20 protein-coding genes and 1 riboswitch are annotated in these 23209 nt (G+C 31.1%); all 20 genes read right to left on the reverse strand.

The annotated features are described in order from the left end of the window. Window positions 1–16 precede the first annotated feature (16 nt). The 20 genes from gpmI to ACTHUW_RS03515 all read right to left on the reverse strand — a co-directional run bounded on the left by gpmI (window position 17) and on the right by ACTHUW_RS03515 (window position 23128). On the reverse strand, window positions 17–1555 hold the full coding sequence (gpmI, locus tag ACTHUW_RS03420; RefSeq protein WP_442210464.1) for a 2,3-bisphosphoglycerate-independent phosphoglycerate mutase: 1539 nt from the start codon (window positions 1553–1555) through the stop codon (window positions 17–19). A 13-nt stretch (window positions 1556–1568) separates the two neighbouring features. Then, window positions 1569–2315, reverse strand: a complete 747-nt coding sequence (gene tpiA, locus ACTHUW_RS03425) for a triose-phosphate isomerase (RefSeq protein WP_442197401.1) — start codon at window positions 2313–2315, stop codon at window positions 1569–1571. Window positions 2316–2326: 11 nt separating this feature from the next. Next, window positions 2327–3520 carry a phosphoglycerate kinase gene (locus tag ACTHUW_RS03430; protein WP_442197400.1) on the reverse strand — a complete coding sequence of 398 codons (1194 nt, stop codon included), beginning with the start codon at window positions 3518–3520 and terminating at the stop codon, window positions 2327–2329. A gap of 80 nt (window positions 3521–3600) precedes the next feature. Beyond that, window positions 3601–4608, reverse strand: a complete 1008-nt coding sequence (gene gap, locus ACTHUW_RS03435) for a type I glyceraldehyde-3-phosphate dehydrogenase (protein ID WP_442197399.1) — start codon at window positions 4606–4608, stop codon at window positions 3601–3603. A gap of 43 nt (window positions 4609–4651) precedes the next feature. Further along, on the reverse strand, window positions 4652–5677 hold the full coding sequence (locus ACTHUW_RS03440; RefSeq protein WP_442197398.1) for a sugar-binding transcriptional regulator: 1026 nt from the start codon (window positions 5675–5677) through the stop codon (window positions 4652–4654). A 157-nt stretch (window positions 5678–5834) separates the two neighbouring features. After that, the gene (gene rpoN, locus ACTHUW_RS03445) at window positions 5835–7205 is read right to left on the reverse strand and encodes an RNA polymerase factor sigma-54 (RefSeq protein ID WP_442197397.1); all 1371 of its coding nucleotides are present in this window, start codon (window positions 7203–7205) and stop codon (window positions 5835–5837) included. Between the two features lie 137 nt (window positions 7206–7342). Beyond that, on the reverse strand, window positions 7343–8278 hold the full coding sequence (locus ACTHUW_RS03450) for an ABC transporter permease (protein ID WP_442197396.1): 936 nt from the start codon (window positions 8276–8278) through the stop codon (window positions 7343–7345). Then, window positions 8278–9447 (reverse strand): ABC transporter permease, encoded by a 1170-nt coding sequence (locus ACTHUW_RS03455; protein WP_442197395.1) that lies wholly within the window; start codon window positions 9445–9447, stop codon window positions 8278–8280. The genes ACTHUW_RS03450 and ACTHUW_RS03455 overlap by 1 nt, the downstream gene beginning before the upstream one ends. Continuing rightward, window positions 9437–10936, reverse strand: a complete 1500-nt coding sequence (locus ACTHUW_RS03460) for an ABC transporter ATP-binding protein (protein ID WP_442197415.1) — start codon at window positions 10934–10936, stop codon at window positions 9437–9439. The genes ACTHUW_RS03455 and ACTHUW_RS03460 overlap by 11 nt, the downstream gene beginning before the upstream one ends. A gap of 116 nt (window positions 10937–11052) precedes the next feature. After that, window positions 11053–12120: a BMP family lipoprotein gene (locus ACTHUW_RS03465; protein WP_442197394.1), complete on the reverse strand. Its 1068-nt coding sequence runs from the start codon at window positions 12118–12120 to the stop codon at window positions 11053–11055. A 141-nt stretch (window positions 12121–12261) separates the two neighbouring features. Then, entirely contained in the window at window positions 12262–13440 is a 1179-nt protein-coding gene (gene grdD / locus ACTHUW_RS03470) for a glycine/sarcosine/betaine reductase complex component C subunit alpha (RefSeq protein WP_442197393.1), read from the reverse strand. A gap of 14 nt (window positions 13441–13454) precedes the next feature. Next, window positions 13455–14990: a glycine/sarcosine/betaine reductase complex component C subunit beta gene (grdC, locus tag ACTHUW_RS03475; RefSeq protein WP_442210961.1), complete on the reverse strand. Its 1536-nt coding sequence runs from the start codon at window positions 14988–14990 to the stop codon at window positions 13455–13457. Between the two features lie 71 nt (window positions 14991–15061). Beyond that, window positions 15062–16369 carry a glycine reductase complex selenoprotein B gene (gene grdB, locus ACTHUW_RS03480; protein WP_442199122.1) on the reverse strand — a complete coding sequence of 436 codons (1308 nt, stop codon included), beginning with the start codon at window positions 16367–16369 and terminating at the stop codon, window positions 15062–15064. Between the two features lie 35 nt (window positions 16370–16404). After that, on the reverse strand, window positions 16405–16881 hold the full coding sequence (gene grdA / locus ACTHUW_RS03485) for a glycine/sarcosine/betaine reductase complex selenoprotein A (RefSeq protein WP_442197390.1): 477 nt from the start codon (window positions 16879–16881) through the stop codon (window positions 16405–16407). 36 nt (window positions 16882–16917) lie between these two features. Further along, window positions 16918–18204, reverse strand: coding sequence for a glycine/sarcosine/betaine reductase component B subunit (locus tag ACTHUW_RS03490; protein WP_442197389.1), 1287 nt, complete (start codon window positions 18202–18204; stop codon window positions 16918–16920). Window positions 18205–18261: 57 nt separating this feature from the next. Next, window positions 18262–18579 (reverse strand): thioredoxin TrxA, encoded by a 318-nt coding sequence (gene trxA, locus ACTHUW_RS03495; RefSeq protein WP_442197388.1) that lies wholly within the window; start codon window positions 18577–18579, stop codon window positions 18262–18264. A 44-nt stretch (window positions 18580–18623) separates the two neighbouring features. Further along, window positions 18624–19571 carry a thioredoxin-disulfide reductase gene (trxB, locus tag ACTHUW_RS03500; RefSeq protein WP_442197387.1) on the reverse strand — a complete coding sequence of 316 codons (948 nt, stop codon included), beginning with the start codon at window positions 19569–19571 and terminating at the stop codon, window positions 18624–18626. A 65-nt stretch (window positions 19572–19636) separates the two neighbouring features. Continuing rightward, window positions 19637–20008, reverse strand: a complete 372-nt coding sequence (locus tag ACTHUW_RS03505; protein ID WP_442199125.1) for a GrdX family protein — start codon at window positions 20006–20008, stop codon at window positions 19637–19639. 149 nt (window positions 20009–20157) lie between these two features. Then, window positions 20158–20258, reverse strand: a riboswitch (glycine riboswitch). Between the two features lie 104 nt (window positions 20259–20362). Further along, complete coding sequence (locus ACTHUW_RS03510; protein ID WP_442197385.1) at window positions 20363–21469, reverse strand: DUF362 domain-containing protein; 1107 nt, start codon at window positions 21467–21469, stop codon at window positions 20363–20365. 42 nt (window positions 21470–21511) lie between these two features. Further along, window positions 21512–23128, reverse strand: a complete 1617-nt coding sequence (locus ACTHUW_RS03515; protein WP_442210959.1) for a Na/Pi cotransporter family protein — start codon at window positions 23126–23128, stop codon at window positions 21512–21514. Window positions 23129–23209: the final 81 nt, after the last annotated feature.

A 23209-nucleotide genomic window follows, 5' to 3' on the forward strand; every position in this document is an offset into this window, starting at 1 on the left:
CTCCTCTAATTTTTATCTATTTTTTTATTAATAAAGATGTTCCTGTCATTTCGCTAGGCTTATTTATATCTAGCATGTCTAATATTGTAGGTGAAATATCTGCAAGGATTCCACCTTCTCTTAAATCTAAATTACCTTCACCTAATATTATACACGGTACTTTGTTTGTCGTATGAGCTGTTACTACTGCACCAGTTTCTTCATCTCTCATTTGTTCTGCATTTCCATGATCAGCTGTTATTAAAACACTGGCACCTAATTCTTCTAATTTCTTTACTACTTCTCCTAAACATCTATCTACAGTTTCAACAGCTTTAATTGCTGCATCAATATCACCTGTATGTCCTACCATATCTGGATTTGCAAAGTTTAGTACCATCAAGCTATAATCCTTTTCATTTAAACTTTCTATAGCTTTATTTTTCACTTCTTCTGCACTCATTTCAGGTTGAAGGTCATATGTTGAAACTTTTGGTGATGGAATTAATACTCTATCTTCATCTATATTAGGTTGCTCTACTCCTCCATTAAAGAAGAATGTAACATGAGCATATTTTTCAGTCTCTGCTATTCTTAGTTGTTTTTTATCTAAATTACTTATATATTCACCTAATGTGTTTTTATAAGTTTGAGGATTAAATGCAACTTTTACATTTTCTATTGTCTTATCATATTCTGTCATAGTTATATATTCTGTCTTCACTTCTTTTTCTCTATTAAAACCTTCAAAATCCACATCTACTAATGCTCTTGTTAACTGTCTTGCTCTATCTGGTCTGAAATTATAAAATATAATTGAATCATTATCATCTATTGTAGCAACAGGTTTAGAGTCTTTCATTATAACTGTTGGAACTACAAATTCATCACTTACATCTTCATCATAAGAATTTTGAACTGCTTCTTCTGGTGAATTTGCTTCTAAACCTTTACCTAGAGTTAATGCATTATATGCTTTTTCTGTTCTATCCCATCTTTTATCCCTATCCATTGAATAATAACGACCTGAAACTGTAGCAATTTTACCTACTCCAATTTCTTTTATCTTTTCTTCTAATTCTTTTATATCGGATAATCCAATTGTAGGTGGAACATCCCTACCATCTAAAAATGGATGAATATATACATCATTAAAATCTTTTTTTGCTGCAAGTTCAAGTAAGGCATATACATGAGAACTATGGCTATGAACACCTCCATGAGAAAAGAGCCCTAATAGATGAAGTTTTGTGCCGTTTTTTTTAGCCCTATCTATAGCTTGATTAAATTCTTCTTTTTCAAAGAAATCTCCATCTTTTATAGATTTATTTATTCTAGTAAATTCTTGATAAATAATTCTACCAGCACCTATATTTAAATGGCCTACTTCTGAGTTTCCCATTTGTCCATCTGGAAGTCCTACAGCTTCACCACTTGCTATTAGTTTGGTATATGGATTGTTTGCTTTTAGTCTGTCAAAGTTTGGAGTATTAGCAAGTAAAGTTGCATTACCTTTGTAGTCTTTGCCAAGTCCCCAACCATCTAATATGACTATTGCTGCTAATTTTTCTTTCATATTTTTCACTCCTTTAAAACCTTACTAATTCTGTGAAGTCATCTTTTTTAAGACTTGCTCCTCCAACTAAGGCTCCATCAATATCTGGCTCGTTCATTATTTCTGTAACATTGTTAGGTTTTACGCTTCCACCATATTGAATTCTAACTTCTTCTGATATTTCTTCATCATATTTATCTCTTATTAAGTTTCTTATATAACTAATCATTTCATTTGCATCTTCACTAGAAGCTGTTTTTCCTGTTCCTATTGCCCAGATAGGTTCATAAGCTAAAACAATATTCTTCATATCATCTTTACTTACATCTTCTAAAGCTTTTGTTATTTGAGTTTTTATTTTTTCCTTTGCACTATTATCTTCTCTTTCTTCTAATGTTTCACCTACACATACAATAGGTTTAATATCATGAGCTAAACTTGATTTTACTTTTTTATTTACAGTTTCATTTGTCTCATTAAAATATTCTCTTCTTTCAGAATGGCCTATAATAGCATAATCTACTCCGATTTCTTTTAACATTAATGGAGATATTTCACCAGTATAAGCACCATTTTCTTCAAAATGAATGTTTTGAGCTCCTAATTTAATATTGCTAGCTTCAAGTTCTTTTTTAACACTTAAAAGAGACACAAATGGTACACATACTACTACTTCTACATCTGTATTATCTCCAAGGTGTTTTATTTCTTTTACAAAATCTACACCTTCTGAGATAGTTTTATTCATTTTCCAGTTACCAGCAATTATTGGTCTACGCAAAATTATCACTCCTATTTATCTTCTATAGCTTCTATTCCAGGTAATTTTTTACCTTCAAATAATTCCAGAGAAGCTCCACCACCAGTAGAAATATGAGTCATTTTATCATTTAATCCTGTTTTTTCTACTGCAGCTGCACTATCTCCTCCACCTATAATAGTTATAGCATCAGATTCTGCCAAAGACTTAGCTATTTCATTTGTACCTTTTGCAAAGTTTTCCATTTCAAATACTCCCATAGGCCCATTCCAAATTATAGTATTAGATTTTTCAATTTCTTTTTCAAATAATTCTATTGTTGCATCACCTATGTCAACACCCATCATATCTTCTGGAATGCTATCAGCATCAACTGTTTTATAATCCGTATCATTTTTAAATTCTTTTGCTACAACAGTATCAACAGGTAATAAAAGATTAACATTCTTCCCTTTTGCCTTTTTCATTAAATCTTTTGCTAAATCTATTTTATCTTCTTCTAGTAAAGATGTACCAACTTCATATCCTTTGGCTTTTAAAAATGTATAAGCCATACCTCCACCTATTATTAGTGAATCTACTTTATCTAATAAGTTTTCTATTACACCTATTTTATCTGATACTTTAGCTCCACCAAGTATTGCAAGAAAAGGTCTTTTTGGATTTGAAATAGCACCTGCCATTACATCTAATTCACGTGCTACAAGATTACCCATAACAGTAGGTAAGAATTTGCTAACTCCTACATTTGAAGCATGTGCTCTATGTGCTGTACCAAATGCATCATTTACAAATGCATCAGCAAGTGATGCTAAATCTTTTGCAAATCCTTCATCATTTTTTTTCTCTTCTTTTCTAAACCTAGTATTTTGAAGTAAAACTATATCTCCATTTTGCATCTCGGAAACAGCTTTTTTTGCACTTTCACCTACTACTTCATCATCATCAGCAAATATAACTTCTCTACCTAATAAATCAGCCAGTCTTTTTGCAACTGGTTCCAAAGTAAATTCTTTTTTTACTTCACCTTTTGGTCTTCCTAAATGAGACATTAATATAACTTTACCATCATTTTCTAATATATATTTTATTGTAGGTAAAGCACTTTTTATCCTTCTGTCATCAGTAATATTTCCATCCTTATCCATAGGAACATTAAAGTCACATCTAACTAGTACTTTTTTTCCTTTAATATTTATATCTTCAATAGTTTTTTTGTTTTGCATATTTTCACTCCTTTAATATATCAACAACTCTTATTAGTGAAACCGGTTATATAGAATCTATATAACCGGTCACCTTTTTATTAAAGTCCTTTTTCTGATATAAGTTTAGCTAAATCTACTACTCTTGCAGAATAACCCCATTCGTTATCATACCATGATACAACTTTTACCATATTATCTCCTATTGACATAGTTGATAATCCATCTATGATTGAAGAACGTGGATCTTTTCTGTAATCCATAGAAACTAATGGTTCATCAGAATAACCTAAAATCCCTTTTAATTCTCCATCTGCTGCTTCTTTGAATGCCTTATTAACATCTTCTGCTGATGCATTTTTTTCTAATTCAAATACTATATCAACTACAGAAACTGTAGGTGTTGGTACTCTCATTGCCATCCCATCTAATTTACCTTCTAATTCTGGAATTACAAGTGATACTGCTTTTGTTGCTCCTGTAGTAGTTGGTATAATACTTTCTGCAGCTGCTCTTGCTCTTCTTAGATCTTTATGAGAACCATCTAATATTTGTTGGTCATTTGTATATGAATGAACTGTAGTCATAAGTCCATGCTTAATGCCAAAATTGTCTAATACTACTTTAGTAAATGGTGCTAAACAGTTTGTAGTACAAGATGCATTTGATATTATATTATGATTATCCTTATCATAATCTTGTTCATTTACTCCCATAACTATTGTAATATCTTCGTCCTTAGCTGGCGCTGTAATCAATACCTTTTTAGCCCCTGCATTAATGTGCTTTTGTGCACCTTCTCTATCTCTAAATACACCAGTAGATTCAATTACTAGGTCTACACCAAGTTCTTTCCAAGGTAATTTTTCAGGATCTCTTTCATTTACTTTTTTAATTTTATTTCCATTTGCTATTATATAATCGCCTTCTGTTGAAATTTCACCTTCAAATTTACCAAAAAGAGAGTCATATTTAAATAAATGAGCTGCATCTTCTACACTTCCTGATTTGTTAATAGCTACAAATTCTAAGCCTTCTATTTTATTTTCTAAAGCATACCTTAATACATTTCTTCCTATTCTTCCAAAACCATTAATTGCTACTTTCATCAATAAAAACCTCCTACATTATTTTTATATTTTAAAACTAAAATTATTTAACTTTTTTAAGTATTGCTTTTGCTGCTCCTTCATCAATTATAAGCGTTATATCATTTCTAAGCGCTGTAATAGCAAGTATAGCATCAGCTTTCTTTGATCCTGCTGCAATACCTATAACATTTTTGATGTTTTTGAAATCATCAAGATTAAGACCAACTGTATTAGACTCTCTTACTATATTTCCAGATATATCAAAATAATATCCAAAAGCTTCAGATACAGCTTTCTTTTTTTCTATTGAGTTTATTATATCCTTTGATAGATTCCTTCTAATAGCCATAGTATCAGCTCTTCCTATTCCAAAAACTAAGACATCTATTTTTTTAATAGAATCTATTAAAGATTTTATTTCATCAAATTTCATCAGAGTATCTAATGCTTCTTTTCCTATATTATCTGGTATATGAAGTAATTTGTAATTTCCATTAATCCTTGTTGCTATTTTAGCTGCTATATTATTGGATTGTGTTTCAAGGTCCTTACCTATGCTGCCTCTTGCTGGTAATACCAATATATTTTTCAGGCTATTAATCTCAGGCATTTTATTTGCTACCTCTGCCATAGTAGTTCCTCCCGTTATACCTACAATATTATCATCTTCTATTATGTTCAATATTTGCTTTGATGATTCACTTCCTATATCAGATAATATGTATTTATCATAATCAAAATCTCCAGGAACTACATGGATATCTTTTAAACCTAATATTTTTTTTAATTTTTCTTCTAAATTTGATAATCCTCTTAAAGAATAGATGAAATCTTTTAGGTCCTCAATTATATTAATACCTTCTTCTGTAACATTCATACCCATAGATTTGATTTCTAATAACCCTTGTTTTTTTAAAACTTCAACTTCAGTTCTAATTGTTCTTTCTCCAAGTTCTAATGAATTTGCAAGAGTCCTTCTTCCTATGGATGGATTGTGATATATATTTCTTAGTATATTATATCTTTTATTTAATAATTCTAACATTTCAGGCATAATTTTTTTTTGAAGATTTATTATATCTTTCATAATTTACACTCCTAACTAATACATGGATCTAAAAAGTCCCATCGCATTATTATTAGTCCCACTATTTCTAAAAAAATATCGCCTTCATCTCTATTATAATTTAAAGTCTGAAAAAATACAAGTAAAAAGAAGAAGATATGAGAAAAATTAATTTCATCTAATATCTTCTTCTTTTAGAAGATGATGGGATATTAAGTTCATCTCTATATTTTGCTATTGTTCTTCTAGATATATTTATATCCTTTTCTTTAAAAATATTTGAAATTTTTTGATCACTAAGTGGTTTTTTTATATTTTCATTTTCTATTAAATCTTTTAACATAGACTTTACTCCAGTTGATGCAATATCTCCAGAGTCTCCCTTTATACTACTTGAAAAAAAGTACTTAAGCTCAAATAGTCCTCTTGGAGTTTGAACATATTTTCCATTAGTTGCTCTACTTACTGTAGATTCATGCATGTCTATATCATCTGCTATTTCTTTTAATGTTAAAGGAATTAAATATTTTTGTCCTTTATCAAAAAAACTTTTTTGATAAAGGACAATTGAAGTAACGACCTTAAATATAGTCATTCTCCTTTGTTCAATACTTTTAATAAGCCACATAGCAGAGTTCAATTTATTATTGATAAACTTTGAAGCATTATTATGCTCATTATGCTTGTTTAACATATCCTTATAAAAATCATTTATAATAAGTCTAGGAGCAGTTGTATCATTTACCCTAATGATATATTCTCCATCAATTTCTTCTAAAATTACATCTGGTTTCACATATTTAATGTCATCATCATCGCTTGGAAAGCCTCTTCCTGGCTTTGGCTCTAAGCTTTTTATTATATCACATATATCTTGAACTCTTTTTATAGATATATCTAGTTCTTTAGATATATTATTTAATCTATTAGATGCTACATCTTCTAAATGATTATCTATAATAGCTAATATGTCTTCATTATCTTTTTTTTCGTTTTTTAATTGTATTTTTAGGCATTCCTTTAAATCTCTTGCGCCTACACCTATGGGATCAAAGGTTTGAATTACTTCTAATACATTCATTACTCTTCCTTCATCTACATTTAAATAACTAACTATATCCTCTATTGATGATTTAAGATAACCATTGCTATCTATGCTCTCAATTATAATTGTACCTATTAATTTATCCTTGTCATTAAAAAGAGTTAGATCAAGTTGGAAAATCAAATGTTCCTTTAGCGATTCTTCTTTAGTTATAAAATTTTCATAATTATATTCATCTTTATCTTTATTGATTTTTTTATAACTTATATCATCATATTGATTTGAATATTCTTTCCAATCTATATCATCTTTTTCATTTAATGATACTTCTTCTTTATCTTTTTTTATTTCTCTTTCTATTAAAGGATTCGATTCCATTTGAGTTTCTAAATATTCATTAAGCTCATAACTGTTGAATTGTAAGAGTTTAATGGCCTGTCTTAATTCTGGAGTCATGACTAATTTTTGGGTTTGTTTTAAAGCTAGTTCAAATCCCATCCTCATAAATTTCACCTCAACCTTTTTTATCTATAGTATAAATATATGTTCTACTATTTATATTATACCAAATATACATGATTACTTAAAGTTAAAGATATATTCATATGATTAAATAAAAAAAGTGATCATATGATCACTTTTTATCTCTCACCTTTTTGATATGGATCTCCACTGGCTGCAGGAGCAGTTGCTCTTCCTACAAAGCCTGTAAGTATTATTAGAGTAAGTACATAAGGTAACATAGCAAGTAATTGAGAAGAAATGTTTACAGCATCTACACCACCTAAGTATACTGTTAATCCTTGAGCTGCTCCAAATAATAAACATGCCCACATAGCTCCTTGTGGTTTCCATTTTCCAAATATTACAGCTGCAAGGGCAATAAAGCCTTGTCCTGATATAAGAGTAGGTCTAAAGTTAGAAACTACTGCAATACTCATAGCAGCTCCACCAAAACCTGCAAAAATACCAGATAATACTACAGATAAGTATCTTATTTTAACTACACTAACACCTAATGTGTCTGCTGCTGCAGGATGTTCTCCTACAGATCTTATCCTAAGTCCTAATTTTGTTTTATATAATACAAACCATACTATAAATACCAATATAAATGCCATATAAACTGTAGCATATTGGTTAAATAATAAATCTAAAAATGAATTTGATTCAAATACTCCATTAAATGGTCTAGGCATTTTTGCTGAAAAATCTATTGATTTTGTCATTGTAGAGTTATTAAACAATAATCTGCTCATAAATAAGGCTATACCAGGCCCTAAAAAGTTTATAGCTATACCAGAAACTACCTGATCTGCATGAAATGTTACTGCAGCTATAGCATGAAGAAGTCCAAATACACCTGCAGCAAGTCCAGCGCAGATAAAAGCAAGCCATGGATTTCCCGAGAAATACCCTACTGCAGCTCCTGTAAATGCACCTACTGACATCATACCCTCAAGACCTATATTAACAACACCTGAGTTTTCAGATATAACTCCACCTAGAGCTGTAAATAAAAGTGGTGCTGCATACATTAGCGAAGTTCCAATTATAAATCCTAAATCACCTAGCATTACTTTTCACCTCGTTTCTTGTTCTTTATATTTATCATCATTTTAAATAATTTTGGTATTGCTATAAAGAACACTATAGTACCTATCATTATATTAACCACTTCAGATGGGGCTCCAAGTGGTGGCTGAATCTTTGGTCCACCATATTTAAGGGCACCAAATAATAATCCTGAAAATATATTTCCTATTGCCATATTACCTGCAATAAGAGATACTGCCATTCCATCAAAGCCATAGCCTTCCATAAGTGGTAAAACTATAACAGATTTAGTTACACCCATAACTTGTATTGCTCCTGCAAGTCCTGCAAGTGCACCTGATATCATCATTGATGTTATTATACTTTTCTTAACCTTAATTCCACCATATTCTGCTGCAAGTTTATTATATCCAACTGCGCGAAGTTCATATCCAAGTGTAGTTTTATTTAAAATATACCATACAATTATTGCAAGAATTATAGCAAATACAACACCTAAATTTGCTGGTGCAGATAAAAAATCCTTTATATATGGATGTGATGATAGCCATTCTCTTCCTACATCAGTATATTTCCATTTTTCCAAAATTGTAATGCTTGCACTATCTAAAACTTCTTTTGAAGTTTCACTTTCTGGTCTTCTAAAAAATGGTTGCATTATAATATAATTATTAAAATATAAAGCTATCCAGTTTAACATTATAGTTGCAATAACTTCATGAACACCAAATTTGGCTTTTAGAAAACCTGCTATTCCTCCCCATAATCCTGCAGCTATTGCAGCTCCTATTATTATTACAAGTACATGGAGTACTAGGGGAAGTTCTAAGAAATGTCCTATGAGTCCAGCTACAAGAGATCCGATTATGAATTGTCCTTCTGCTCCTATATTGAAAAGACCTGTTCTAAATGCAAAGGTTACAGAAAGTCCCGTTATTATAAGTGGTGTGGCATATATGATGGTATAAGATAAATATTTAGTTCTGCTAAATATACCTTCTATCATTATTCTATAAGCATCAATTGGATTAAATCCTGCAATTAAAAGAACTACAGCTCCTACTAGAAAACCTACTATAATAGATAAAAGTGTAAAAGTTAAACCACTAGAAAACAATCTTTCTTTTACTGAGTAGGCATTATCTTTCTTTGAACTTTTAGGCTCATTATCTTTATTCTTATCTGCCATCACTTCCACCTCCTGCCATCATAAGTCCTAATTTATTTTCATCTGCATCTCTTGCATCAATTATATCTACTATTTTTCCTTCATATATTACTGCTATTCTATCAGAAACATTTAAAACCTCGTCTAATTCAAGAGATACAAGAAGTACTGCTTTCCCACTGTCTCTTTGATTTACTAGAGATTTATGAACATATTCTATTGCTCCTACATCTAGTCCTCTGGTAGGTTGAGCTGCTATTAATACATCTGGGTCATTTGTAACTTCACGTGCAATTATTACTTTTTGTTGATTTCCTCCTGATAATGATTTTGCTTTTATTTTTTCATTAGTAGGTCTTACATCGAATTTTTGAATTAAATCTCTTGCAAATTTTTCTATATTTTCATAACTTAGTACACCATTTTTAGAAAATGGCTTTTTGTTATAATTTTCTAAAACCATGTTTTCTGCCATAGTAAAATCAAGCACTAATCCTCTTTTTTGTCTATCTTCAGGAATTATACCAACCTTACTATTAAATATTTCTTTTGGTGATTTATTTGTTACATCTTTACCGTTCATAAATATTTTTCCTGATTCTACTTTTCTAAGACCATTTAAGGCTTCAATTAGTTCTGACTGTCCATTACCATCTATACCTGCTAGTCCTAATATTTCTCCTTTTTTAACTTCCAAACTAAATCCATTCACTGCGTTTATCTTTCTATTATCTTTTACTATTAAATTCTCTATTTTTAAAGCTACTTCTCCAGCTTCTTTGTCTTCTTTATGAACATTAAAACTAACTTCTCTACCTACCATTTTAGATGCTAAATCATCCTGAGAAGTTTCAGATACCTTTACTGTATCTATTCCTTTACCTCTTCTAATTATTGTACAATAATCTGCTATCATTTTTATTTCTTTTAACTTATGAGTTATAATTATTATAGTTTTTCCTTGTTTAGTTAAGCCTCTCATTATTTCCATTAAATCCACGATTTCTTGAGGGGTTAATACTGCAGTTGGTTCATCTAATATAAGTATTTCTGCTCCCCTATATAATGCCTTTAATATCTCAACTCTTTGCTGCATGCCCACAGATATATCTTCTATTTTAGCATCAGCATCTACATAAAGACCATATTTATCTGATAGTTCTTTTACATCTTTTCTTGCTTTTTTCATATCTAAACTAATGCCTTTTGTAGTTTCCATTCCTAAAATAATATTTTCAGTAACTGTAAATGGTTGAACAAGCATAAAATGTTGATGCACCATACCTATTCCATTTTTAATTGCAATATTAGGATCAGATATATTTGTCTTTTTTTCTCTAATATATATATCACCAGAAGTTTGTTGATATAAGCCATACAATATATTCATAAGTGTAGTTTTACCTGCTCCATTTTCGCCAAGCAAAGCATGCACTTCTCCCTTATGAACAGTCAGATCTATATTATCATTTGCTGTGAAATTTCCAAACTTTTTAGTGATATTCTTCATTTCTACAACTTTATGATTAAAATCAATGTTGCTCAATATTCTTCCTCCTATTCTAAAATACCTAAAAGCTCAGACCTTACGCCTGAGCTATTAGTATTCAATTTTTTAGAATTTATTTATTTGCTTTCTTTCCATTCTTCATAAGTATCATTATCAAATGGTACTTCTATTTCACCATCAATAACTTTTTGTTTTACATCTTCAACTTCATTTAATATATCTTCTGGTACATTTTTATCTGATGTAGGAGCAATTCCAACTCCACCATCTTCTAAACTATATCTTATAGTTTCTCCACCAGGATAATTATCATTTTTAACTGCTTCTGCAACATTAACTACTGCTTGATCAATTCTCTTCATAGCTGAAGTTAATACATTATCAGGAGCTAAATCATTTTGATCTCTATCTACACCAATAGCCCATTTATCTTGTTCTTTAGCTGCCTCTATAACTCCATCGCCTACTCCACCTGCTGCATGGAATACTATGTCAGCACCATCTTGATACATTGAATTTGCTATAGCTTTTCCTTTTGCTGCATCTGTAAATGATTCAGCATATTGACTTAATATTTCTGCATCTGGATTAGCATATTCTACTCCTGCTTTAAATCCATTTTCAAATCTAGATATAACAGCACCTTCTATTCCACCAACAAATCCAACTTTATTAGTTTCAGTCATTTTACCTGCTATATAACCAACTAAGAATGAACTTTGCTCATCTTGGAATAATACTCCAACTACATTGTCAGGAGTTTCTTCATATGCAGAATCTATTATTGCATATTTTTGATCAGGATTTTTCTTAGCAGCTTCAGCTATTGCATCAGCCATTTTATATCCTATACCCCATATAAGATCATTACCTTCATCTAAAAGAGTTTCAAGGTTTGGACCGTAATCAGAATCTTTACTAGATTCTTTATAAGATACTTTAATTCCCATATCTTTTTCTACTTCTTGATGACCTTCCCAAGCAGATTGGTTAAATGATGCATCACTAATACCTCCTGTATCAGTTACCATTGCCATTTTAAGATCACTCTCTGTACCTTCAGAATCAGAACCACTGTCAGTTCCTTCATCATTTCCATCATCAGTACCAGGTGTAGAACAACCAACAACTACTGCAAATACTAAAGTTAATACTAGCATTAAAGATAAAATTTTCTTTAACATAAATACCCTCCTCATTTTGTTTTTTAAAATATTTTACTATTAAAAAACCTTTCTATATATAAAGTTTTTTAAAAAGTATGAAATGCTTTTTCTCTTTCATTATAGCACAATATAAAAAAAACCCCAAGAAAAATTTGGGGTTTAACATGGATCACTTTCTTCTGTTGCATAACCGGCTTTTTTAAGAACTTCTATTGCCTTTTCTACCTTTGATTCGCTTATCATTACTATAGGACCAGTACAACCCATCCCACTTTCAGCATATATATTGTTTTTCCATAACTCAACTACTGCATCTTCAAGTTCCATTATATCTATTCCTGAAATTGAGCCTGTAACTATCTCTTTTTCAGGAGCTTTAATTTCTTCTTGTGATTCAGTTGATTTCTTTTCTTTAGTTAAGTTTTGTAAAATATCATTATATTTAGCTTTTTTAGCATCATCATGTTCTCTTTTAGAAATCTCAATGATATTTCCTCTAGCAGTTTCTGCAGCATATTTGATTGCATTTGAAACAACAGGAATACCTGAAGCTCTTGAAAGAATTAAAATATTTCTTTTATATCCTTCCCCAACTCCTGGACCATATCCATAACCTAAAGATTCATAGCTTCCACCTGTGCTAAATGATGAAAATACTTTCATTAGAATATTACCAGTTAAACTATCTGTTATCATAACATCTGGTGTGCCTGTAAGTAAATCATTACCTCTCATTACAGAACCACCATCAGATCTCATAGACTCAGATAGATTTATATCATATCCATTTTTCTTAAGCTCTTTTAAAGCTTTTTCAACTTGTCTAGCGCCATCTACATTTAAAATACCTACAGATGGGTTTTCTATTCCCATAGATTTAGCAGTGATTATACCATTTAGTCCATTTTTAACCATTGCTTCTACCCTATGAGTTGATGAAGTTCCTGTTGTTGTAGCTATATACATTTCATTTCCAAGTCCAGGTGTAACAACCCTACCTACAGTTGAAACTCCTATTGGAAAATTATAGTGCATAGTTACTGCTGCATCTATCTCGCCTTCATCTAAGAGTCTTTCCATAACTTTATGTTGTTCTTCTTCTGTTTCAGCTTTTACTATTCTTAAATCAGTATCAACGCTTGGCCCTATTAAAACCACTTCAAAAGAAGAATCTTTTGAAGCCATCTCAGCACCTTTTACTATATTACTTGTACCATGTTCACTTCCAAGTAATGTGATACCTACCTTAACTTTATCAGAAAAATCTCCTGTTTCTATTGCATTTGCAATGTCATCAAATACTTTTCCTATTAAATGCTTTACATTTTCTTCACTCATTATTTCACCCCCTACTATTTTAATAGGTGTGATGCAAAATCTCTCATAGCTTCTGCTACCATGCCTCTTATTTTTTCTTCAGATACTGATGATTTTTCATCAACTTCACCATTATTTTTTTCTATTACAATGGATACACCATCAAAAAGATTTGTCATTCTTCCTAAGAATAAACTACCTTTTCCAACTACCATGGTTTTATTAATCTTACCTTCTAACATTGCATCTCTTGCAAATCCTATATAAGGAACTCCAGATGGAATATGACCTTGAGTAGGTGCCCAACCTGGCATACCATGTTTAGTTACAAAATTCATTAAGTCTTTTTTCTCAATTTCTTTTCTCTTAACACCTAGTGCTGCAATCATTTTGTAGTTTGCAGTAGGTACATCTCCAGCGCCAGCTGGTTTTGTTATGTCTGGATTTTGCATTTCCACTGAATATTTATCTATATCTGTAATCTTTAAATCTCCTCTATCTAAAGGATTAGTGATTAGAGATGTAATAACTGCTTGAGGAGACGATCCTGTTCCTACTGTATGTCTTCCTACTAAATCAGTTCTTAATACTGGATTTACTCCATCATTTTTACTTACAAGAACCGCAAATCCACCTAAAACATCTTCTAATATTGGCATGTCTTTTTTAACATGGTCTTTACCATTCATACCAAGTTTTGCAGTTGAGCCACCTGCTACGATAACTACATTTTCATATACTCCTGATTGTACAAGTGCTGCTGCTTCTATCAGTGCATGAGCTGGTGCTGCACAAAATCCTCTTGTGTCTGAACCAGTAGCATTTATACATCCTGCCACTTCAGCTATAGCTTTAGCAAAGTTTCCTCCACCTCTTTGGTTCATATCTCCACATGCTTCTTCAGAACATTCTACTACATAATCGATGCTTTTTGGATCTATATCGTTTTTATTTAATAAATTCAGCATAGATAAAACTCCAGATGCTTTAGCAACTAAGTTTTCAAGAATAACATGAGCATTTAAGTTAGAATCAATGTCATGAGCTTTTTTAACACAACCAATTAATTCTCCATTATTATATAATGCTTCTGCATGATTTTCATTTACTTCTTTTTCAATAGTAGCCTTTTCTTCTCCAGCTTTTAATTTGTTTATAAGCTCGTCTGTAACTATTGGGTGATTTACCAATGATTCTCTTACTGAATCTGTAAAGGAATTTTCAAGCATAACTAAATCAAAAACATCTACTATTTTCATTAAAGCTAAAAATTCATTTTGTGGCATTATTTCTCCAAATCTACCATATCTCTCTGAATTTTCTAAGCTTTTATTATACCAAGGCTGTTCATAACCCCTTAATTCTTCAGGCGTCATATTACCTATATAAGTTTGATTAGGTAAATAATTTACAACTTCTTCATAAGTTCTTAAATGACTTGGAACTTTTTTTAAATAATCTGAATCTGGATTAACATGTCTTTCTGTAGTTTGAGTGGTACCATTATGCATTATCATATCTGGTGTATGAGCTAAAACATAACCTGCACCTTTTATTACTGAAAATGACATATTATTCACCTCCATAAATTAATAATTTTGATTTTTTTAAAAAAGGGTGATATTTCTATCACCCTTTGATTTTATTCAAATACCTTTTGACCATCTACTTCAGTTTCAAGAGCTGTTAAAGCTTTTTCAACTAATGCTCTTCTTATTTGTTTTTCATCCCCACCATCTAAAGATGGATCTCCTAATGGATGAGGTATTGCAATTGTTGGAACTATTCTATTAGCACCAACTGTAAGAGATATAGGAACTACAGTACACATATGAACTACTGGTAGTCCTGCTCTTTCAATTTCTTTTACCATCGTTGCACCGCAACGTGTACAGGTACCTCAAGTAGAAGTTAATATAACTGCATCTACTCCATCAGCTAAAAGCTCTTTTGAAAATTCTTCTGCAAAAGCTTTAGATGATGCTACAGCTGTACCATTACCTGTTGTAGTATAGAAATATCTATGAAGCTCTCCGATTTTTCCTTCCTTTTCTAAATCTCTTAATACATCTACAGGAAGTACTCTATCAGCATTTTCATTAGCATAAACTGGATCATATCCACCATGAGCTGTCTCATATGTTTCACAAGTTAAATCATTTACACCATCAATATCATATTTACCATATTTAGATGCACTTGAAGATTCTATATGATCAGGATTTCCTTTAGGAACTATTCCTCCAGATGTTACTAATGCTATTTTTGCTTTAGTTATATCTTTTATAGCAGGATTTGGTTCAACTCTATCAAAAGTTGGCATAGGATATTCTGTTTCAAATTTTTTACCACTCAACTTTTTGATAAGCATATCAACAGCTCTTTTTGAACCTCTTTCATCTGCGAAGTAATTTTTTCTGATTCCTCTTGGCATATATCCTTCTTCTTTTGGAGAACCAATTTCTTCTCCTTTAGCTAGTTTAAGTGCTAGAGGTGCCATAGATTTTATAGCTTTTCTCATTCCTGCTGCACTAGGTTTAGTTTCAACGATATATATATCTTTTTTAAACATATCTGCACCAGGATTTTCTTCATACATTCCAGTTAATACGGGGATATTTAATTCTTCTTTTACAGCAGTAGTAATTGTACCACATGCTACCCCATATCTTCCTGCATTGAATGCAGGGCCTGCAATGAATAAATCTGGGTCATATTTTTTCACCATGTCTAATACTTCAGATTTTGCTTCATCTAAATTTTCATTGAAATATGAGTCACCACATATTATAGTAGCTACTATTTCAGCTTCATCACCAAGTTTTTTAGCAAGTTCCATACCTGGTCCTACTACTTCTTCTCTTACTTCTGGTTTATAATCTGCTTTTTCTTCACCACCTATACCAGCAAAAAACTGGTTAATGTAATGAACTACTTTTATTTTACTCATTATTTCCCCCCTCTCGAATTTTTCGGGTGTTTTTATTAGTCATTAAATTTACAGAATTCTTCTCTTATATCTTTCATTTCTTCAATGATTTCATCCACTTCAAGAACCATTTCCATCATACCAATTTGGTCTTCGTATGCTTCTTCGTCAACCTCACCTTTAAATTCTGGTTCTACTGCGTGATAAACTCTAAGTCCTAACTGGACTCCTGCTAATGGACCTGCAAATGTAGGGTCTCCAGCTGTTACAGTTTCTGCAGCTAATCCTGCAGATTCTGCTTCAGCAGCACCTAAAACTACGATTACATTTTCTGCACCGTGTTTATCAGTGATATCTTTAACCCTCTTTTGGTTTTCTAAGTCCATTGCTCCTGCCGCCGTTCAGACAAAACACTCAGTTGATGAAAATACTACTTCTGCTTCTGTTGATTTTAAACATTCTTCCATAGCTGGACCAGGTATACCATCTCTGTCCCCTATGATAATAACTTTTTTGCCATCATATAAGCTCATCTTTAACATCCTTTCACATTAAAATTTTTATTAATACTAATATCCTTTGCTAGTTAATTTATTAAATCCTAATTCATTAGTAGCTCCAGTTATTGCTTGTATTTCTACAAATATAGAACCATCTTCACTAAGACTACCATCAAATCCTCCAGCAATATTATCTACTACTTCTATATGTCCTATAATTTTATCCATTGGTGGTAATTTAATAGTTTCATTAGCATTTCCACCAGTTACTACAGCATCAGCTTTAGGATCTGCATCAGCAAGTGATTGACTCGCTCCATCACGTCCTGCATACTCATCTGTAATTATTACAGTATCAATATCTTTATCTTCTATCTTTGTACAGTTCATGATTAAATCTGTATCAGGATTACCAAATCCTTCTTGAGAAATTACTACACCATCAACACCAATATATTCAGCTAATTTAGCTGCCCAGTCTGATGATCTTTCTTTATCTGCAAGATATACATTTTCATTTGTTATAATCATACCAACAAAGTTTATTTCTTTACCATGTTTTTCATATAAATCATGAATCACAGGATTATTTAAGTGATGATAAGTTGTATTCTTGTCACATGCAGAAACACAGTTACCACTAATTATTGCTCCATCCATTATTTCAGTTGGATAAATCATAGTAGGTAAAGTTTTCTTTGCATCTACTCCATAAACATAGGTATCATGCATAAGTCCTTGACTTTGTAACATTTGTACATATGCAACTTTTGGTAGGTCAGGATATTTTTCCACACTTTTTAAAAGTGGTAGAGTTTCATATTCAATAACTTGATCTGGTTCAATATCTTTACCAGCCTCACCTAAATATTTAGATGATTTTAATCCTGCCATTCTAAGTGCTTTTTCATGCTCATGTTGTTTTAATCCTTCTTTTACTTCAATAGATACAACAACATTATTCAACTTAGAAAATGGTGTATAATCAGATCCAGGTCCTTTCATGTCTATTATACCTTCTTGAAAAGCAACTATTTTACCAGTTGTAACAACTGCAGCTCCTTTTAATACATGAGTTCTACCAGAGCCTACTGTATCAACTTTTGATAATACTCCTGGATAAATTCCTCCAGAACCTTCTACCTTAACCCTAGGTTCAATTACATCCTTAACAGGTGTAATTCTAATGCTTTCACCTGGTCTAGCCATCTCTATGCTTATATCTATAATATTTTCATCTTCTAATAAAAGATTTTTAAATTCACTTTCATTTACATAAAGTACGCCACTTTCAACCTTTGTTTCTTCTCCAAATTGGACATCCTTAATATGGATATTACCTAATTCCAGGCGCATACATTTCACCTCCTCTTTTTGTTTGGCTAAGGTTACTAAAAAGTAACCTTAGAAAATTTATATATATTTTTTAATCATATCTTCAATTTTAGCAGGTTTTGCATCTTCTTTAGTAAGCTCATCTACTTTTTCGCCATCTTTATAGATAGTGATTGTAGGAAGACCTAATACCTTTTGCTTTATAGCAAGTCTTCTAGCTCCTGATGTATCTAATTTTGTGAATTTGATTTTATCAGCATATTTTTCTTCTAATTCCTCAATATGTGGCATAAGTGCCTTGCATGGTTCACAACTCTTACCCCAATAATCTACTAATACATAACCATCTGCTTCTAATACTTCTTCTTCAAATGTTTTCTTATCTACTTCTAACATTTTACAACCTCCTTTAAATAAGTTTTTATTTAATAACGAGGATTTTATTCCTCAAAATTATCACCAATGTATTTTTCAGCTTGAATTGCTGCTATTGCACCATCTGCTGTAGCTGTTACTACTTGTCTAAGAGATTTCTGTCTTATATCTCCTGCAACAAAAACTCCATCAATCTTTGTATGCATATTTTCATCACCTAATAAATATCCTGTATCATCCATATCTAGTACACCTTTAAATAAATTACTCTCTGGAATATAACCTACTAATACAAATACTCCAAATGTACCATCATCTTCATTTGCAACTATTTCAGTTTCTTCTCCAGTTTTTCTATTTCTTAAAATCATAGATTCAACTATTCCATCACCATTTATTTCTTTCACTTCAGAATCCCAAATGAATTCTATTTTATCATTTTTAAATGCTTTTTCTTGAATTGATTTTGCAGCCCTAAGTTCATCTCTTCTATGAACAATAGTTACTTTTCTAGCAAATTTTGATATAAATAATCCTTCTTCTACGGCAGTATCTCCTCCACCTATTACATACACATCAAAGTCTTCAAAGAAAGCAGCATCACAAGTTGCACAATATGAAACACCTTTACCTGTAAGTTCTTTTTCCCCTGGAGCTCCTAAAAGCCTAGGCTTAGCACCAGCAGCTACTATAATAGATTTAGCTTTGTATTCACCTTTACTACCTTTAACTACTTTTATTTTTCTATCTAAATCTATTTCCGTAATTTCATCAATTTTTCTTTCTACTCCAAAGCTATCTACTTGTTCAAGCATCCTACCTATAAGTTTTGGTCCTGTAGGATCTACAATAGAGCCTGGATAATTTTCTAATTCTTCAGTGGTTACTATTTGTCCACCTGCTTTTTCTTTTTCTAATATTAAAGTATCCATTTTTGCTCTTCCTGCATACAATCCAGCAGAAAGTCCAGCAGGTCCTGCACCAATTATAATTACATCATAAATTTTTTCCATATTTACAACTCCTTTTAATATACTACACATTAATAATTATACCTAAATATATATAACTTAAAACATTATCTTTTTATACTTTCTTCAACTAAGGATAAATCTATTACTTTGAAATCTTCTGAAGATTTCAAATCAAATTCTCTCATACCAATCTTATTTATGAATTTATCTGCTGTAGATATGCTATCTTCTATAATCATAAGAGATTTCATGTCTAAATTTCTTTTTTCTTTAGATATGATAACTGTCTTATATGGAGTTTCATTTGGTTTTATACTTCCTGATAGGGGATGAGTAAGTAAAATATGTCCTGAATGAATTTTATCACGTACATATTTTAAAATATCCATATATGATACATCCAAATAATCAACTTCATATTCTTCACTATATTTCCTATGAACTAATGAATTATTAGTTATTAAGTATTGTTTCATTTATTCCTCCTTTACTCTCAGAAAACATTTCTTTTCTTATGTAATAAAAAAGAGCATAAGTACTTAAAGTACCTATACTCTGTTATAAACCTGAGAGATTCTTCCTATTAAAGGAGTTGCTCCTTCGGTGCTTACGCTCTTCAAAGTGCCATCCAAAAACGGTCCTTTTGCCTGAGAGTTTCATTATAGTTTGGTTTGCTACAACTTACCCCTTCGGCGCCACAAATGTGGTCTCTTCCGCATTCTTCATATGGCAAATATTTAGTTTTCCTTAACTTGATTTCATTATAATATATTGTTATAGAAAATACAATAATTTTTTTAATAAAATTATAGTTTTTGTTAAATAAATATCTATTTGACTTTTATTAACTCATAATTCAAATTGCCTAGGCCTATTTCTTCACAATAATCTAATATTTTTTTACCATCAATATTGTGTATTGCTTTAAATTTATCATTACCATGAATATGATCATTAGGTAGCCTGGTATCTTTATTACCTATGGCTTTATCTATAAGATCAATACTTGCCTTATCTATTGCTACAGGGTCAAATGAAGCAAGTATTCCAATATCATTCACTATAGGTACATCATTCCAAGGCACACAATCACATAGTGGTGTAACATTCATAACAAAATTAAAATATGCTACTTTTCCTTTTTTATTATTTACAGCACCATATGCATACTCACCCATTTTTTCTAAAAATAAATTAGTGTCAGTTTCCCATTCTACTTCTATAGCTCGTGTAGGACATACTGTAGTACATTCTCCACAACCTATGCAAATTTTATGATCTATATTAGCATTTTCTCTTACCTCTATAGCATCTACTGGACAATTTTTAGCACATATTCCACATGCTATACATTTTTCCTCTGTTACACTAGGTTTTATATCTGAATGCTGAATTTGCTTTCCACTAGCTGAGGCACAACCCATTGCTAAATTTTTTATAGTTCCTCCAAATCCTGAAGCTCCATGACCCTTTACATGACTTAATACTATCATTGAATTAGCATTATAAATATCTCCTGCAATTTTTGTGGTTTTAAAATGATTTTTATTTATCTCTACATCCACTGAATTTTTACTATACAATCCATCTGCAATTATAATTGGTGCATTTACAACAGAATAAGCAAATCCATTTTCAGTAGCAGTTTGTAAGTGAACTACACTATTTGTTCTACTTCCTGTATAAAGTGTATTAGTGTCAGTTAAAAAAGGTTTGGAGCCACATTCTTTAACCTTGTCTACGATTTGTCTTGCAAATGTAGGATGCAAGTAGGCATGTCTACCTTTTTCTCCAAAATGTATTTTAATTGCTGTTAGATCTTGTTTTTCTAATACGTTTTTTATACCTGCCTTATCAAATAATCTTCTAAGCTTATTGTGAATATTATCTTGTTCTCTTTCTGCCCTAAAATCAATAAAGTAAACTTCACTTTTCATTGTAAATACCCCCAATTTAATTTTCAACTATTCCTTATTAAATTATTGCTTTACTTCCTTTTTTTCTATAGCGTCCATAACTGATATAGCAACATTAGAAGAATGATCTGATATTCTTTCTAGATTACTTATCATATCTAAGAATACTATTCCAGAAGTAGGATTACAGCTAAGGTCATTTAATCTTTCTATATGATTTTTTCTATAATTTTTTTCCATTCTATCAACTATAGATTCATATTCAATAACTCTTTTAGCGAGATTTTCATCTGCCGTTTTAAATGAGGTTAATGATAAAGCAAATCCATCTTCTACTTTTTCAAACATTTGACCCAGTTCTTCTAAAGCACCTTCTGATAATTTAACTTTGTTATCTATTCTGTATTGAGATAATTCAGCTATATTATCAGCATGATCTCCTACTCTTTCTAAGTCATTTACAGTATTTAAAAGTGTAGTTAAAATACCATGTTGTTCATATGTGAGTGATGCGCGAGTTAAATCTGCAAGGTATTCTGTAATATCTCTTTCTAATTGATTTATTTTTTTCTCTTCTTCAAAAACTTTTCTTGTTAATTTTTCATCACTATTATAAAATGCTAGTTTTGCGGTATTCAAATTATTTTTTACAATTTTACCCATCCTTAAAACTTCACGTGATGCCATATTAACTGCAATTGATGGAGTTTCAATTATTCTTGAATCTAAATATTTAAGTCCAACAACTTCTTCATCTTTACCACGTACTAATTTTTGTGCAGCTATTACAATAAATCCGGCAAATGGTAATTGTATTAAAACATTTGTTATATTAAATATTGTATGTGCATTAGCGATCCTTCTTTGAGGATCATCTGAAATCCTCTCTACTATATATTCAATTGGTATATGAAGAACAAGCATAAATAAGAGGGTTCCTATAATATTAAATAATAAATGCATAATTGCTGCTCTTTTAGCTGTTTTACTAGCACCTATACTTGATAAAAGTGCTGTTGTACATGTACCAATGTTTTCTCCATAAAGAATAGGTAGAGCCATTTGAAGAGTTATCAAATCTTGACTTGCAAGTGCAAGTAAAAGACCCATAGATGCACTACTGCTTTGTACTGCTACAGTAAGACCAAATCCTGCAAGTAAACCTAGAGCTGGATTATTTAAATTACTCAAAATATCTACAAATACTTGAGATTCTTGAAGTGGTGATAAAGCTTCTTTCATAAAATCCATACCTATAAATAGTATACCAAATCCTATGAGCACTTCAGCTAATTCTTTATGTTTTTTCGTAGATGTAAATAGCCATATTGCTACCCCTATTGTTATTACTAAAGGTGCTAAATCAGTAAGATTAAAAGCTATAAGTTGAGCTGTAAAGGTTGTACCAATGTTTGCACCCATTATAACTCCTATAGCTTGGGTAAGATTCATAAGACCTGCATTTACAAATCCAACTACCATAACTGTTGTAGCACTACTACTTTGTATAAGCAAAGTTACCAATGCGCCTACAAAAACTCCTATAAATCTATTTTTTGTAAGTATACCTATAAGATTTTTCATTTTATCTCCAGCTACTTTTTGAAGACCCATACCCATCATATTCATGCCATATAAAAATAGAGCCAGGCCTCCTAATACTTCAATAAGAATTTTCATTCACAGTCCTCCTAAATATTAAATTAATAGCTCGTTGCAGAACTCTACAACTCGCATATTTACTACGTTTATTTACATTGA

This window comes from Senegalia sp. (in: firmicutes), from assembly GCF_052088025.1.
Lineage (GTDB): Bacteria > Bacillota > Clostridia > Tissierellales > SIT17 > Anaeromonas.

What these genes read in the sequence shown, in the direction of transcription:
- gpmI (WP_442210464.1), bottom strand. Translation starts at nt 1,555, where the DNA reads ATGAAAGAAAAATTAGCAGCAATAGTCATATTAGATGGTTGGGGACTT.
- ACTHUW_RS03515 (WP_442210959.1), bottom strand. Translation starts at nt 23,128, where the DNA reads ATGAAAATTCTTATTGAAGTATTAGGAGGCCTGGCTCTATTTTTATAT.
- ACTHUW_RS03450 (WP_442197396.1), bottom strand. Translation starts at nt 8,278, where the DNA reads ATGCTAGGTGATTTAGGATTTATAATTGGAACTTCGCTAATGTATGCA.
- gap (WP_442197399.1), bottom strand. Translation starts at nt 4,608, where the DNA reads ATGAAAGTAGCAATTAATGGTTTTGGAAGAATAGGAAGAAATGTATTA.
- ACTHUW_RS03490 (WP_442197389.1), bottom strand. Translation starts at nt 18,204, where the DNA reads ATGCGCCTGGAATTAGGTAATATCCATATTAAGGATGTCCAATTTGGA.
- grdD (WP_442197393.1), bottom strand. Translation starts at nt 13,440, where the DNA reads ATGAGTGAAGAAAATGTAAAGCATTTAATAGGAAAAGTATTTGATGAC.
- trxA (WP_442197388.1), bottom strand. Translation starts at nt 18,579, where the DNA reads ATGTTAGAAGTAGATAAGAAAACATTTGAAGAAGAAGTATTAGAAGCA.
- ACTHUW_RS03510 (WP_442197385.1), bottom strand. Translation starts at nt 21,469, where the DNA reads ATGAAAAGTGAAGTTTACTTTATTGATTTTAGGGCAGAAAGAGAACAA.
- ACTHUW_RS03430 (WP_442197400.1), bottom strand. Translation starts at nt 3,520, where the DNA reads ATGCAAAACAAAAAAACTATTGAAGATATAAATATTAAAGGAAAAAAA.
- ACTHUW_RS03460 (WP_442197415.1), bottom strand. Translation starts at nt 10,936, where the DNA reads ATGAAGAATATCACTAAAAAGTTTGGAAATTTCACAGCAAATGATAAT.
- ACTHUW_RS03465 (WP_442197394.1), bottom strand. Translation starts at nt 12,120, where the DNA reads ATGTTAAAGAAAATTTTATCTTTAATGCTAGTATTAACTTTAGTATTT.
- ACTHUW_RS03455 (WP_442197395.1), bottom strand. Translation starts at nt 9,447, where the DNA reads ATGGCAGATAAGAATAAAGATAATGAGCCTAAAAGTTCAAAGAAAGAT.
- trxB (WP_442197387.1), bottom strand. Translation starts at nt 19,571, where the DNA reads ATGGAAAAAATTTATGATGTAATTATAATTGGTGCAGGACCTGCTGGA.
- ACTHUW_RS03505 (WP_442199125.1), bottom strand. Translation starts at nt 20,008, where the DNA reads ATGAAACAATACTTAATAACTAATAATTCATTAGTTCATAGGAAATAT.
- rpoN (WP_442197397.1), bottom strand. Translation starts at nt 7,205, where the DNA reads ATGAGGATGGGATTTGAACTAGCTTTAAAACAAACCCAAAAATTAGTC.
- ACTHUW_RS03440 (WP_442197398.1), bottom strand. Translation starts at nt 5,677, where the DNA reads ATGAAAGATATAATAAATCTTCAAAAAAAAATTATGCCTGAAATGTTA.
- grdC (WP_442210961.1), bottom strand. Translation starts at nt 14,990, where the DNA reads ATGTCATTTTCAGTAATAAAAGGTGCAGGTTATGTTTTAGCTCATACA.